General features: G+C 44.7%; 12 protein-coding genes. 3 read left to right on the top strand and 9 right to left on the bottom strand.

The genetic code is table 11. The features are described 5' to 3' along the window. Positions 1–152: 152 nt before the first annotated feature. The 6 genes from citG to JU57_RS08970 are packed head-to-tail and all read right to left on the bottom strand — an operon-like array spanning position 153 to position 6247. Positions 153–1502 carry a triphosphoribosyl-dephospho-CoA synthase CitG gene (gene citG / locus JU57_RS08995; RefSeq protein WP_037959868.1) on the bottom strand — a complete coding sequence of 450 codons (1350 nt, stop codon included), beginning with the start codon at positions 1500–1502 and terminating at the stop codon, positions 153–155. Then, positions 1503–3002, bottom strand: coding sequence for a citrate lyase subunit alpha (citF, locus tag JU57_RS08990; protein ID WP_037959866.1), 1500 nt, complete (start codon positions 3000–3002; stop codon positions 1503–1505). After that, positions 2999–3886, bottom strand: a complete 888-nt coding sequence (locus JU57_RS08985; RefSeq protein WP_037959865.1) for an aldolase/citrate lyase family protein — start codon at positions 3884–3886, stop codon at positions 2999–3001. The genes citF and JU57_RS08985 overlap by 4 nt, the downstream gene beginning before the upstream one ends. Continuing rightward, positions 3883–4179: a citrate lyase acyl carrier protein gene (citD, locus tag JU57_RS08980; RefSeq protein WP_037959863.1), complete on the bottom strand. Its 297-nt coding sequence runs from the start codon at positions 4177–4179 to the stop codon at positions 3883–3885. The genes JU57_RS08985 and citD overlap by 4 nt, the downstream gene beginning before the upstream one ends. Then, positions 4176–5195: a [citrate (pro-3S)-lyase] ligase gene (gene citC, locus JU57_RS08975; protein WP_037959862.1), complete on the bottom strand. Its 1020-nt coding sequence runs from the start codon at positions 5193–5195 to the stop codon at positions 4176–4178. Before citC ends, citD begins: the two co-directional genes overlap by 4 nt. Then, a complete protein-coding gene (locus JU57_RS08970) occupies positions 5192–6247 on the bottom strand; it encodes an AbrB family transcriptional regulator (RefSeq protein ID WP_037959860.1) in 1056 nt (351 codons plus the stop codon). The genes citC and JU57_RS08970 overlap by 4 nt, the downstream gene beginning before the upstream one ends. Positions 6248–6626: 379 nt before the next feature. On the opposite strand from JU57_RS08970, the gene JU57_RS08965 reads away from it, so the two are divergent. Both JU57_RS08965 and JU57_RS08960 read left to right on the top strand, forming a co-directional pair. Continuing rightward, a complete protein-coding gene (locus tag JU57_RS08965) occupies positions 6627–8213 on the top strand; it encodes a sensor histidine kinase (protein ID WP_294876930.1) in 1587 nt (528 codons plus the stop codon). Further along, the gene (locus JU57_RS08960) at positions 8206–8892 is read left to right on the top strand and encodes a response regulator (RefSeq protein WP_037959855.1); all 687 of its coding nucleotides are present in this window, start codon (positions 8206–8208) and stop codon (positions 8890–8892) included. The genes JU57_RS08965 and JU57_RS08960 overlap by 8 nt, the downstream gene beginning before the upstream one ends. Before the next feature lie 5 nt (positions 8893–8897). On the opposite strand, the gene JU57_RS08955 is transcribed toward JU57_RS08960, so the two are convergent. From JU57_RS08955 to JU57_RS08945, 3 genes are read right to left on the bottom strand one after another with little or no spacing between them, the layout of a single operon-like run. Next, the gene (locus JU57_RS08955) at positions 8898–10406 is read right to left on the bottom strand and encodes a tripartite tricarboxylate transporter permease (protein ID WP_037959852.1); all 1509 of its coding nucleotides are present in this window, start codon (positions 10404–10406) and stop codon (positions 8898–8900) included. Between the two features lie 2 nt (positions 10407–10408). Beyond that, positions 10409–10852, bottom strand: coding sequence for a tripartite tricarboxylate transporter TctB family protein (locus tag JU57_RS08950; RefSeq protein WP_037959850.1), 444 nt, complete (start codon positions 10850–10852; stop codon positions 10409–10411). Then, the gene (locus tag JU57_RS08945; protein WP_037959848.1) at positions 10849–11829 is read right to left on the bottom strand and encodes a tripartite tricarboxylate transporter substrate-binding protein; all 981 of its coding nucleotides are present in this window, start codon (positions 11827–11829) and stop codon (positions 10849–10851) included. Before JU57_RS08945 ends, JU57_RS08950 begins: the two co-directional genes overlap by 4 nt. 282 nt (positions 11830–12111) lie before the next feature. Here JU57_RS08945 and JU57_RS08940 point away from each other — a divergent pair, with 282 nt between their 5' ends. Next, complete coding sequence (locus JU57_RS08940) at positions 12112–15183, top strand: response regulator (protein ID WP_051906756.1); 3072 nt, start codon at positions 12112–12114, stop codon at positions 15181–15183. Positions 15184–15185: the final 2 nt, after the last annotated feature.

The raw sequence follows: 15185 nt of genomic DNA, 5'->3' as shown, positions 1-15185 counted from the left end.
GTCAGGCAGTATTGGATTTTACTGCTTGGGTTGGGGTTTATTCTTAGAGGAAGAAGGCTTTAACGTTGGTGGTTTTGGGTTTTTCGGGGTCGACTATAGTATATTGGAATATTAATACAGAGAAGCTAAAAAATTCTGAAAGAAAAGCTCTTTTAGAGCTCTTTTACGATGTGTGACACCAACCACGTCATCGCCAAAAGATCGGCACTGCCTCCGGGTGAGAGGTTTTTTGAGGTCATATCGGTGTCAAATTCATTTAAATGTGCATCCAAAGTTTCGGCATGGCACGTTACATGTAAAAGTTCCTGCGCTTTGGTTTTGGCGTATTCAAGCCCTTCAACGCCACCTCGTGACCAGAGCGTGCTGTCATCTAAACGTGACATGAGCAATAGCAGTGTTTTTTTAAGCGCAACCGTTTCGCCCTCTTCTGCTTTGTGTTGTAAGAAAAAAGGCAAAGCGCTCTCAAAAACAATCGCAAAACCACTCTGCGCGATGCCACGAATACCACTGCTGCCTGTCTCGTAAAAGAAACGTGCGCCTGCGCTGTTGGGCTTTACATGTAAAAGATCGTCCTCGACCAAATTGGCGCACAAGGCTTGCATTTGAGCTTGTAAAGCTTTACATGTAAAGCTCTGATCGCTTGCTTTGAGACATCCGATGGCACCGCAAAAGACGGCGAGACAGAAGATCATTCCTTTGTGGGTATTGACCCCTTTTGTGGCTCCAAACATCGCTTTTTCGCACGCGATGCCAATCTCACGTAGCCGTACAAAACTCTGTTTGGCATCTTCATGAGCGTGGGTTTGTGCGCTTTCAATCCACTGCGTCACAAACGGTTTGATTGCTTGAATGCTTGCATAAAAGGTGTGAATGTCCATATCGTGGTGAGCGCCGCTGTTGGCTTGGTCGACCAGACCTGGTTTTGGGGTGAGCTCGACTTCGGTTTTCATCGCACGTTCGCACCACACGGCGATGGAGTCGGCAAAGGCGTGTTGTTCGACTAAATGTTTGATATGCGAATTTAACTCAGCGTATGTGTGCTTTTGCGACCGTGCGCACAATTGTGCTTCCTCTTCGCAAACAAAACAGCGACGCTTTGAAAGTCCAAGCGCACTTCGAGAAAGAATTGTACCCGAAGAATCGAGCACATCTATATCCATCAAACGTCCTAACGGATGGCTGTTTTCGAGTTTACATGTAAAGACTTTGAGCACCTTGGCTTCGGCGTTACATGTCAAAAAAGATTCAGCTCCTGTTGCGGCTAATTGGTTCTCGCATGCGAGCAGTTCGATGCCCTCATTTTCAAGCATTTCTAAAAGCGCTTGATGCGCGATCTCATGCACCACAACCGCTTCATGGGAGAGTTTGATGAGGCTTGGAATATTGATGGAAAGAGAAATCAGCGATGCCAAAGGGTGGCGGCTTAAAAGCATTTTTTGCTTCCGAGCACGCTCCTCTTTGGCGTGTAAAATCGCGTCTAAGGTCGTAGGTTGGTCTATCATCTATGCCAATTGGCGCACAACATCGATGATGGAACCATCGCGATAGCGAATGACCGCAACGACTTTATCCGCGTATTTGATCTCAGCAGGCTCACCGCAGAGTGCAATGGCACGGTCATACAGCTCTTGCATCTCCACGATCTGTAGCCCTGCTTTTTTAAGGCGTGCTTTGAGCTCTACATTTTTAGGATTAACCGCAATGCCTTGATCGGTAATGACCACATCGACGGTGGAACCTGGTGTGACGATGGTATTGACCCGTTTGGTTACCGTTGGAAGGCGCCCACGGGTGAGCGGTGCGACGATGATGGAGAGTTTCGCTTCGGCTGCTGTGTCACTGTGACCTCCCGAAGCGCCTCGTAAAAAGCCTTTGGAGCCTGTGATCACGTTGACGTTAAAGTCAAGATCGACCTCAAGCGCGCTTAAGACCACGATGTCAAGCTGTTTGATCGCCGCACCTTTGGAGCTTGGGTTGGCGTATTCGTTGGCACTAATTTCGATGTGGTTTTTATTTTCACCCAACGATTTTGCGGCAAATTCATCGAAACTTTGCACGTCTAAAAGCGTTTTAATCAGACCACGTTTGAGCATATAGACCATCGTTCCCGTGATGCCGCCCAGCCCAAAGCTCGCGTGAATACCCTTCTCTTCCATCTTTTCACTCAAAAAGACGGTCGTTGCCAAAGATGCACCACCTGTTCCGGTTTGGATGCTAAAACCTTCTTTAAATAGCCCTGAATGCTCGATGAGTTTTGCCGTATGACTGGCAAGTAAAAGCTCTTTAGGATTGGTCGTCATCCGCGTCTCGCCTGCACCGATTTTGGAAGGATCGCCCACCTCATCGACCAAAACCACCGCATCGACTTGATCTTGATGAAGACTAGCCGGTACATTGGGGTACTCTTCCAACGATTCGGTAAGGACGATCACATACTCAGCATGCTGCGCATCGATCATCGCGTAACCAAGGGAACCACATTTGGAACGCCCCGAATAGCCATTGGCATTGCCAAATGCGTCACACACAGGCACCCCTAAAAAGGCAACATCGATTTTAAGCTCGCCCGATTGGATTAAATGCACACGCCCACCGTGCGAGTGAATTTGCACTGGTTTTTCCATAAGTCCCTTAGAGATCGCTTCGCCCAGTTTACTACGAAGCCCTGAGGTATAAATCTGCGTAACCACACCATTTTTGATATGCTCGATCACAGGATCGTTCACAGAAGCGAGTGAACTCGATGCCAAAGTCAGGTTTTTAAAGCCCATTTTTGCGATGACATTCATCACGTTGTTGATCAAAAGATCGCCACCCCTAAACGCATGGTGAAACGAGATGGTCATGCCATCTTGCAGACCAGAACGTTTGATGGACTCTTCGATGCTCTCACAAAGCTTTGCTCTTCGGTCTTCACCTTTCTTTTTCTCTTTACATGTAAAGAAAGGCGCATTGATGGGTGTTAGCTCTTGTGTGTTGAATTGTTGGTGTAGATCTTTCATTGCTCTTCTCCTAAAACGCCTGATGCACGGGCTAAATCCATAATCCACTCTGCTCGTAAGATGACCGGTGCATCAACCATTTTGCCATCCAGTGAGATAACACCCAGCCCTCGCTCTTTCGCATCTTTCGCCGCTTCTAACACCTCTATCGCCCAGTTGATGTTTTTCTGACTTGGGGCAAAGGCACTGTGAAGCCATGGGATTTGATTGGGGTTGATCAGAGATTTTCCATCAAAACCAAGCCCTTTGATGAGATCGACTTCGTGCATAAAGCCCTCTTTATCTTTGACATCTGAAAAGATGGAGTCAAACGCACCGATTTTTGCCGCACGCGCTGCGAGTAATATCTGGTTGCGTGCTGCCATCAGCTCGTGTCCCTCTTTGGTACGTTGCGTATGAAGGTCACGTACAAAGTCTTCAGCACCAAGCGCAATACCCATCATGCGCGTTGAACTTCGTGCGATGTCCACAGCATTGACCACACCAAGGGCGCTTTCAATGGCAGCAAGCAGCATCGTTTTTTTCGGGGAACCTATCTTGATCTCGATACGCTCAATCTCACGCTCCATATCCAAAACATCTTCGACCGTATCGGTCTTTGGAAGCCTTACGATGTCCACCCCTGCCCTAATGACCGCTTCAAGATCAAGCAGTCCAAACGGAGTATCCAGAGGATTGACGCGCACCGCTGTTTCAATGTCTTTGTAGGTAAAATGCTGCAGAGCATGAAACACCATCATGCGCGCCGAGTCTTTTTCACTGAGTGCCACGGAGTCTTCAAGGTCAAACATCACAGTGTCTGGCTTGTAGATAAACGCGTTACAGACCATGCCCGTGTTTGAACCTGGTACAAAAAGCATACTTCTTCTTAATTTTGGTTTCATAAGACACTCCAATCAGGCTCAGCCTCGCCCAAGGCTCTTAAAATGGCGGTTTGAACGCGCGCTTTGATCACATAATCGAGTGCGCCTTTATCTTGAACGATGATCTTGACACCTTCCACACTCATCGCCGTTGCTGTCTCCAGCACACGGGCTCGGATCGCATCGCCGTAAATCTCTTCCACACTGCTTTCTAACTCAATTTCAATGCCTTTTGCATCCACAGGAATCACGCGTACAAACGCATCACTCGATTCCAGTGTTCCTGCGTGGGCAGTCTCTAGTTTTTTGCTCATTTTGCTTCCTCTTTAGACATCATAGTTGCAATCAACGCGTACGTTGTCGGAGGTACCAACGGGAGGATCTCTTCCAAACGATTGTGTTGCATTAATTTTCTGACTCTCGAAGCCGAAATTGGCTCACCACCATACTCAATGCGCCCCAGTTCAACCACCTCAATAGGAGGAGCTTCACTTGGACGTGCCAGTAATTTTTTCATTTGTTGGTTATACTCATTCGTCACGGCACATAACGGCTCTTCTCCCACAAATCGGTGCGTAATGCCCAGTTGTGGCGCTAAATGATTTCTAAAGATATTGAGATCCAGCTCCGTATAGAGCGAATCAATCTGACGCTTGTCCTTAATAAAATAGGTTGGAAACGTCGCTTTAGAGATAATATAGTCAGAACCCTCATGTATCGTGAGGTTTTCAAGGTCCACTAACCCTTCGCAAATCAGTCTGTAGCGATCTTTAAAGGTAAAAAAGGAAGCGTCTTCCTTCACCACGAACAGATGCACCCAATGCGACCTTTCACAGGCCTGCTCAACCAAAAAACGATGCCCTAGCGTAAACGGGTTGCAGTTCATCACGATGCTTCCAACCACGTCGCCCGTATGTTTATACTTTCGCAATCGTTTTTTATACAGATCAATATTGTAGCTGTTCTCCATCAAAATGACCTGATGATGCGCCTGCTCAATATACTTAAACCCACACGACTCAAACACCTCCTGATAATCTGGTTTTGTAAACAAAAAAAGTTCATGCCGCCCTTCGCGAAACGCCACTTTCAAAAGCTCGCTCATCAGACTCAGTGCCAAACCTTCACCGCGCAAAGACTCATCGAGCGCGATGTTTTTAAGCACTTTCCCACTCAGTCCCCCACACGCTACGATGCGGTCATCCTCTTTGGCAACCACAAAAATTTCGACATCCTCAGACATCTCAAGATCAACGCTTTGTAAAAAATCCTTCACTTTTTGCCATCGCACGATACTCGTGTGTGGCACCTCAGAGAAGACAAAACTCATCGGTCCTCTTTGGGGCGAAGGTATTTGACAAAAACGGGTGCGACACTCATCACCAAAAACATCCTCACAATGTGATGAAGTGCAACATAGGGTAAATTTGCGGCGATAATGATCGCGATCAAATTCATCTCCGACTGACCGCCCGGTGAAAAGGCCAACAAAATAGAGATCAATGGAAAATCAGTCATCTTAGAGACGACAAAGACAAACACAGCTGAGATCATCGCTAAAATCAGAAAATACCCCAGCGTTTGAATTAAAATTTTTGTAATTTCTTTACATGTAACGCCGACAAAGACAAACCCAACGGTTGTGCCAAGAATCAGCTGAATCAGCTTAATGATCTCATTGGGTGGACGCGCATGCACAATGCCCGAACCGTACACAATCGCCCCTAAAATCATAGGACCTAACATGGTTCCACCGGGTATTTTGAGCTTCAAAGCACCCCACCATCCCACCAGTGCACAGACGATTAAGATGACCATATCGTGGGGATCACTCTGTAAAAAAGGCTGAGTAATGCTGACTCTGCCATCGAGCGAGACATGTGAGAGGGCTTGAATGATAAACGGAAGCGTGAAAACAATGCACAACAGCCGAACCGATTGGGTCATCGTCACTTTATACACGTTCGCACCCGTCGCTTCTGCTAGCGTGACCATCTCCAAAAGACCACCGGGCATGGAGCTAAAATAGGCGGTCATCTTATCGAACTTCAACCACTTCCAGTAGTAAATCATCCCGCAAAACGTGATAATAAGCACAAACGGTAAAATCAGAACAATGCTGGAAACAAAGTCGCCTAAGTAGTGCAAAATCGTAGGGTTAAAGGCACTCCCAATGGTAATACCAAGCACAGCGCGTGCAGGGGCTGAAAACATTTTAGGAGTGCGAAGGGGAATTTTGGGAAAGCGACTCGCAATGGCAATAGCCACAATGGAGCCCAAAAGCCATGGCAACGGTACCTTAATATACGTGAAAAGTATGGCTCCTAGAATCCCTATCAAAAGTGATGCTACGACAGGTAAAAAGCCTTTAAGCCATTGCATTGAATATCCATTAGAATTTTACGTTTATAGTAGCCTTTTTTTCATTAAGAATAACTAAGATAGCAGAAGCCATGGAATGGCTATTTATGGGCATTTTGTGCATAAAGTTTGGTCAAAATTAAACCAAGCTTTTTTGCTCTAAACCCAATCCTCTTTTTAAGGAAAGCACTATCACCCTACAGCATCGTTTTATCTCTGGTGAGTGCTCTCTTAGCCAAGGAAGAACCGATCATTCAGATTAAGAGAATGTAAGATAAAATGTGTTTCGAAAAATCCCTGAATTGTGGGGATTTTTCGCATAAAATGCTCGCAAATGTGTTACCTTTAGTCACGCTAAAATCTTTACATGTAACGTCAAAACCAAGGAAATGCCCCACTCATGCAAACATTCAAAAGATTATCCTTCCCAAACGAAGGATTATTGCTTAAATTACTCATTTTTTCGACGATGCTGGTTTTGGTGACCTTGTTGACCTTTAGCCTCTTTTTGGGGCATATTTTAAAAGAGCTTATGGAAGAGCAGATCGGTCAACGCGCCCTTGCTATTTCCAAAACCATTTCATTGATGCCAGAAGTCATTGCGTTGGTTGAGACAAAAGATCCAAAAGGCGAGTTGGATGCGATGATTTCGCTGCTTCAACGCTCCATTGATGCAAGATTCATTGTTATTGGCGACCAAAACTCCATACGTCTGACCCACCCAACCAAAGAGCTGATTGGAGAAAGAATGATGGGTGAGGACAATGAAAAAGCGCTCATAGATGGACTCTACTACACCTCCAAAGCCACAGGGACACTCGGTTCCTCGATCCGAGGGAAGTCTCCTGTATTTGGGGAAAATGGTGACATTGTAGGCGTTGTTTCGGTTGGGTATTTGGAAGAGAACGTGCAAAAGATTATCGCGCAGCGTCATCAGCAGTTTCTCATTTACCTCTATGGCGCGATGTTTTTGACCATTGTGATGGCGTTTATCCTCTCGCGAAAGATCAAAAACTCCCTTTTAGGCTACGAACCCAGTGAGATCAGTCGTCTCTTCCTTGAAAAAGAGGCGATTTTAAATGCCGTCAAAGAGGCGATCATCGCGACTAATACAGAGGGTGAGATAACACTGTGCAATGAAGTGGCACAACGCTATTTTCAGTTGGATGAAACCACAAAACATCCACCCCTTTCGTTGCAAAAATACCTCTTTACATGTAAAGAGATGAAAGACGTAACACTGGAGGTTGAGGGTGTGGATTATATCTGCAACTTTTCCCCTGTCACGCATGAAAGTAAAACCGTTGGCATGGTTGCTAGTTGTCGTAAAAAAGAGGAGATGGACGCGTTGGTGTGGGAACTCACGCGTGTGAAGCAGTATTCAGAGAGGCTCCGAGAGAAAAAGCATGAATTTTCCAACCTTCTGCACCTCATCTCTGGGCATATTCAAATCGGCGAGTATGATAAAGCCATCGCATTGATCAGTGAAAACCACCTTCCCGATGAAAAGATTATCGAGCAGTTTCAAAATGTGATTCACGATCCCCTTGTCGCTTCAATTTTTATCGGCAAATACTACTTTGCCTTTGACAAAGGGGTCAAAGTCATTCTCGATGAGAATAGCTTTCTTCAAGAGAGTATTGATCCTTCCATCTCTAAACATCTTTTGACCATCTTGGGCAATATCATCAATAATGCGATTGATGCAGCCGAGATGTCAGAGAAAAAAGAGGTCACGCTTTTTGTCACCGATATTGGCAATGATCTTATTTTTGAGGTGGAAGACTCAGGTTTGGGGATTGATGAAGCACTACAAGAAAAGATCTTTGAAAAAGGCTTCACCACCAAAGGCGAACTGCACAGCGGATACGGTCTCTTTTTTGTAAAAAGCACGCTAGAGTGGCTAGGTGGATTTGTCTCCTTTGGCAAAGGAAATTATGGTACTATTGCGAGCATTCATATCCCTAAAGGAAGCCATCATGATTAAAGTTTTGATAGCTGAGGATGATCCACGCATTACGCTTTTACACCAAAATATGGTGGAAAAAATAGCCAATTTTGAAGTGGTCGCTATCGCAAATTCCATCAGCGAACTCAAAGAGTACATCGAACTCATGCACCCTGATCTGCTTCTTTTGGATGTCTATTTTCCCGATGGCAATGGCATTGAATTTTTAGGATGGATGCGAAGCAACGCTGTCCACACCGATGTGATCCTTATCACTGCGGCTAAAGAGATGACATCGTTAGAAAAATCCTTGAGGTATGGCGTTTTTGACTATCTGATCAAACCCATTATGTTTTACCGCTTCCAATCCTCTTTGCAAAAATTTCACGACTACAAAGAGAAAGTCATCTCCCAAGAAGAGCTCTCCCAAAGCAAAGTCGATGCCTTTTTTAACAAAACGATGCAGCCCACCAAACCGTTACATGTAGGATTGCCTAAAGGGGTTGATAGCATTACGTTGGAGAAGATTTTAAGTGCGTTGCACCAAAGCCAAGCTTTTTTCTCAGCGAGTGAAATTGCAGAAATATTGGGAATTAACCGTACAACATCACGAAGGTATTTGGAGTATTTGGTCTCAACTTCGAAAGTTGAAGTTGACTCATTATATGGCTCGGTGGGTCGTCCTGAGCGCAAATACAAGCTCAAGACAACCGAGTAGTAAGATTATTTTTTAGCTAAAGCGTAGCGTTTGGCTATCATCTTAGAAATCATAGGAACAAACAGAATAAACAGTGTCAATCCCCAAAGAATGTAGTTAATCGTTCCTTGGAAAAATATTCCAATCTCGCCACCACTCATCGCAAAGGCACGTCGTAAGTTATCTTCCATGATTTTACCCAAAACAAATCCCAAAATAACAGGTGCCATTGGGTAGTGAAGCTTACGCAAGAAGTAGCCTAAAACACCCAATATAAGAGAAAGTAGCAGTGCGAAGGTACTCATATTGACCGAGTAAACCCCCACAAATGCTAACACAATCACAGAAGGTACCAATAACCAGTATGGAACTTGTAAAATCTTGGTAAAAACACGTACCATTGGGAAGTTAATAATCAGCAACATCACATTACCAATGTACATCGAAGCGATCAATCCCCACACCAATGTAGGCTGTTCCACAAAAAGCATCGGACCTGGGTTAATGTTGTACAGCATCAACGCGCCCAAAAGTACCGCGGTGGTTCCACTGCCAGGAACGCCAAGGGTCAGCATAGGCACCAAAGCACCGCCGGCACATGCGTTATTCGCTGACTCAGGAGCTGCTAGTCCTCGCATATCGCCTTTGCCAAACGTGCCTTCTTTATCGGAAATCTTTTGCGCAATGGTGTATGAAACTGCACTCGCAATCGAAGCACCTGTTCCAGGTAAAACACCCACGATAAAACCAATGATAGAAGAGCGAACCATTGTCCATTTACAATACAGTAGCTCTTTCATCGTAACATAGACACGGGTAATTTTTGGCATCTCAAAATCTTCACTGCTGTGGTGTTCTAGCATCAGCATAATCTCACTCACCGCAAAAAAGCCTACGATCACGATCAAAAACTCAAAACCATCGTAAAGCTCAGCTTCACCTAGCGTAAAGCGAAGCACACCTGTCGTAGAATCCACACCGACAACTCCGATGATCAAACCAATGGTAACACCAATAAGGCTTTTAACAGGATTTGAACCCATCAAAGCACCGATGGTAGCAAAAGCAAAGACCATCAACACAAAATACTCCGCAGGGCCAAAGTAGATGGCAACACTGGCTAAAAGAGGTGCAAAAAAAGTCAATCCCACAATCGCAATGGTTCCTCCAATAAAAGAAGCCACACCTGAGAGTGCAAGTGCAGGTCCTGCTAAACCTTTTTGTGCCATCGGATAACCATCCAAGCAGGTAAAGACCGCTCCTGCGTCGCCTGGGACATTGAGCAAGATACTTGAAATCCTTCCACCAAACTCAGCGCCATAGTAGATGCCCGCAAGCATAATCAAGGAAGATTCGACAGGAAGCCCTAGGGTGTAACAGATGGGAAGCAAAATGGCAACACCGTTAATGGGTCCAAGTCCGGGAAGTGCTCCAAAAAGCGTACCCAACAAACATCCAAGAAAAATTAAAAAAAGATGGGTTGGTGTTAAGACGACAGCAAAACCCGTCGCCAAAGAAGATAAAACTTCCATCATGATTATGCTCCTAAAAGCTTCGCAAAAAGTGACCCTGCAGGCAGCGGCACTTCAAGCAAAAAGCTAAAGATCAGATAAACAACACTACTCACGCCGATTCCTGCGCTTAAAGCTTGAGAGGTTGTACCTTTAAAAATTTTAGCGATACAAAAAACCAGCAGTGCCGTTGAGAGTAAAAAGCCTAAAAAATTAAAACTGAGCTGATAGACAAACAAAAGAAGCACGATGAGAAGCGTCTTAAGATTGGTATTCAGCGCAGGAAAATGCACTTCTCTAGGCTTGACAATGACAATGACCGAAAGAAGGGCTAAAACGGTACCTAATGCAATCGGAAATGCCGTAGGCCCTAATGGGTCATAGGAGAAAGGGACCTCCAAAGAAAGTCCCCCATACAATACATAGAGTCCTAAACAGAGGAGAAAGACTCCAAATAGCCTATCGATCATTTGATAAGTCCTGCCTCTTTCGTAAGTTCTTTAAACTTTTTCTCTTCTTCTTGCATAAAGGTTTGGTACTCTTTACCTATTTTTGTAAACGAATAAAGCCCTCTGAGTTCTCTCTCTTTTGCAAATTCAGGTGTTTTAACCAATGTTTGAATTTTGTCTACCCAGTAGTTATACTGCTCTTCGGTGACATTTGGTCCAAGGTAAAAGCCTCTCCAAATCGTCCAAACCGCGTCAAACCCTTGCTCTTTAGCTGTAGGAATGTTTGCCATAACACCAGGAAGTCTCTCCTCTGAGAGAATCGCTAGCACTTTGTATTTTCCAGACGAGAGTTGACCTGAGAACTCTGCGATGTCACCTGGATAAATTTGAATGTGGTTTCCTAAAAGTGCGGTCAAAGCTTCACCGCCACCTTCAAAGGCAACGTATTTCATGTCTTTAGGATTGATGCCTGCAAGCTTTGCAATGATGGCGGCTTTAAACCAGTCTTGACTACCGATAGAACCACCAGAACCCAGTGCAAAACCTTTTGGGTTTGCTTTAAGATCGGCTACCATCTCTGCCAATGTATTCCATTTGGCATCCGCTCTAACAATAACAGCGCCATAATCAGCACCCAAAGCCGCAAGCCATTTCACAGAATCAATCGTATACTTGGCGCCAAATTTGCCTTGTGCAATGTTAAGAGCAGATCCCGTACTCGCAGCAACAATCATTTCAGGGTCATTGGAGCGTTGACCGATGACATGGTTATACGCAACCGCACCCACACCACCGGGCATAAAGTTAACGATCATCGGTTTGTCAATGACCTTAGAAGCACTGAGTGAGTTAGAGACAAGTCGACATGTAAGATCAAATCCACCACCTGGTTTTGCAGGGGCAAGACAGACAGGTTTGCTCACCTCAAACGCATTTAAGGCACTGCTTAACGTAACGATAGCGGCTACACTTGTTACAAAACGTAACGATTTACGCATTATGACTCCTTTTTAGATTAAATTTAAAGACATCGTATCAGTTTTTTTGGCTTCTAATCAAGAAAAAACGGATTAGCTGTTTTTTTAGCATTTTGGCTATTGTGTGCATAGAGTCGAATGCTACATTTTGTTACAGATTAAGATTAAAATAGCCTTTATAGAGGGTTAATATGTTACGTTAAACAAACAACGATCTCTTTTGCGCACGATACCTCTGTATTCAAAATGGATTAAAGAAGATAGCGTTATACTAGTTTATAGAATCACTTCAAGGGTTGACATATGATAAAAAGATGGGCACTTTTTTTCACCCCCCTCCTCCTCTGTATGCTACCATCGTTTTTGCATGCTGTCTCTGAAAAACAGACGCTTCGTTACAGTCAAAGCAGACTAGAGCCTTTTATGATGATGCACAATCAAACGCCGAGTGGATTGGTGGTGGATTATATGCAGCTTCTCGAGACAAAAATCAATGTCACCTTTGACTACCGCTACTATTCCGATCATTGGAATGTGGTGCTTCAAAAATTTGATGCGGGGGAGTTTGATGTGCTTCCTAGTTACATTGGCGTTGACGCTCCTTTACATGAGGTGATGAGTCAACCGCTGTTTCATTTTAACCTCGTTTTAGCAGGGCTTAAATCCAACAATTTGATTTCCGATCTTGAGGAAGTTGCCAAACAAGACCTTCTAGTTGCCGTCGTCACCGACTCATCGGTCCAAAAACATTTGCAAAAAAATTACCCTCGCATCCGAACGTATGGAGTCAACACTATCCAAGAGGGGTTGATTGCTGTTGAGCATAAAAAAGTGGATTTTTTCATTGATATGGCCCCTACGATAGGATACGCGCTGCAAAACAGTGGACTTTCCAATCTCAAAATTGTGGGTATTTTAAAAGATCAATTTAAACTCATTTTGGCACTCAATGATGCCTCTTTGCTTCCACGCATCAACCAAGGCATTGATGCTATCAGTGAAGCAGAAAAAGACACACTCTATAAAAAATACATCAAAATCGAGATTAAAGAAAAAGTCGATTACGCTTTGATTTTAAAGATTGTGAGCATTGCCTTTTTTGCCTTGATCGGTATTGGGGTGTGGTTAGCGATTTTAAAACGCGAAATTCACAGACGTAAACTCGCAGAAGAGAAAGCCACCCATGCGAACGAACGGCTTCAACGAACCGCAGAAGAGCTTAAAATCGCTATGGCAAAAACGGCTCATGCACACCAAGCCAAAAGCCAATTTTTAGCCAACATGAGCCATGAAATACGCACGCCCATGAACACGATCATCGGGATGACGGAGCTTATTTTACGTAAAGATCTTCCGGAAAAAGAGCGCCATTACCTCACCAAAGTAGCAGAAGCTGGGCATCACCTTTTGGATATTATTAACGATATTTTAGATTTTTCCAAAATTGAAGCCAACAAAATCCAACTCGAATCCATCCCCTTTCAACTCGAAGAGCTCATTCTCTCTGTCAGCGATCTTATCAGTATGAAAGCCCAACAAAAAGGACTTGAATTACTCATAGACATGGGAAACATCACCCCACACCACTACAAAGGTGACCCACTGCGTCTAAAGCAGATTCTGCTCAATCTCCTAAGCAATGCGGTAAAATTTACCAGCCAAGGTGAGGTCATTATACGGCTTCATGCGCATGAAGAGAAAGAGGGGCTGCATAAAATTCGCTTTGAGATTAAAGACAGTGGCATTGGCATCACACAAGAACAAGCCGTCGGGCTCTTTAGCGCTTTTTCCCAAGCCGACATGTCAACGACACGTCATTATGGTGGAACGGGTCTTGGGCTGAGCATCGCACAAGGACTGGTGGCGATGATGGATGGTGTTATCTATTGTGAGAGTGTTTATGGGATGGGAAGTACCTTTTGGTTTGAGATCCCTTTGCACGTCGATTCGACCTACGCACTACCCTCTCAAACCTTCATCACCAAAGCACTTAAAATTTTAGTCGTCGATGACAATGAAACAGCATTGGAAATCTTTGCTGAAATTCTCCACCAATTTGGGGTTGAATGCGTTACATGTAAAAGTGCCCAAGAGGCGTTGATCCTGCTCGATAACGGATTTAAAGCCGATGTGGCGATTATTGACTGGAAGATGGAAGGGATGGATGGCATCACCCTTTTTGAGCGGATTAAAGAGCAATACGGTGATCAAATCAGCTCTATCATGCTCGTCACCGCCTACGATAAAGAAGAGCTCATCGCCAAACTAGGCGATAACCAACCCTACGCCGTGCTTGTCAAACCCATCACCGCTTCGATGCTTTTTGATACACTCGCTGACATGTGCGGACATAAACGCCTGATTGAACCACTCTACCATGCCCATGAAAAAGAGCTCCGTCAATCCTTCTTAGAGGGCATCACGGTACTCTTAGCCGAAGACAATGAGAGCAACCAACTGGTAGCCTCTGAGATCCTAGGCGAAGTTGGTATCCGTGTACATGTCACTCAAAATGGGCAGGAGGCGTTGGATTGGTTAGCCAAAAATCCTCTGCCTGATCTCATTTTGATGGATTGCCAAATGCCTGTTTTAGACGGCTATGAAACCACCCATCGTATTCGAGAAACGCTAAAATTGAGCGTGCCCATTGTTGCAATGACCGCCAATGCGATGAAAGGGGATGAGCAAAAATGCTATGACGCAGGCATGGATGGCTATGTCGCAAAACCCATCGATGCTCAAAAGCTGATTCAAGAGATTGCACGTTTTTGCCATACCTCCGCCCCTGAAATTGTTCATGAGACGGATGAGACATTGGCACTTGAAGGCATTAACACGCTTCGAGCGATACAGCGTTTGGGTGGTAATGCAACACTCTACTATCAGTTTCTCAAACGCTTTGAAAAAGAGCAGGTTCATTTTACGCAAACCTACCGCAACATGGCGATAGCCAATGACACTCAAGGGGCAAAACGTCTGTGCCACACCCTCAAAGGCATGGCAGGCACACTGGGAATGGATGCACTCAGTGCTTTAGCGCAACAAGCAGAACTCAGCACCCATCCGCTTCCTGCTAATGATCCTCTTTTACAATCCATAGAGCAAGAGATACTCTGCTTATGCCAAAAAATTCAACCGCTTGCGACACACCATGAGATTTCCAAAATGGCTATCACCCCAACGTTTCTGACACACTTGGTTGCTAAACTTAAAAGTGCTGATGCTACAGCGTTGGATGATGCCATGATACTGCTTCAATCCACTGACGCAACGCTTTTGGAAGCATATGAGCAGATTAAAGCGTTTGAATTTGAAACTGCTGTGGCACTGATTGAGACAACCTTATCCAAACCCATTTCGCAAAAGGCAGACTAACC

Origin of the sequence: Sulfurospirillum sp. SCADC (assembly GCF_000743525.1) — a bacterium.
In the GTDB taxonomy this organism is placed as follows: Bacteria; Campylobacterota; Campylobacteria; order Campylobacterales; family Sulfurospirillaceae; genus Sulfurospirillum.
The sequence above is the reverse complement of the archived record's forward strand: the minus strand, read 5'-3'. Positions and strand labels throughout refer to the sequence as shown.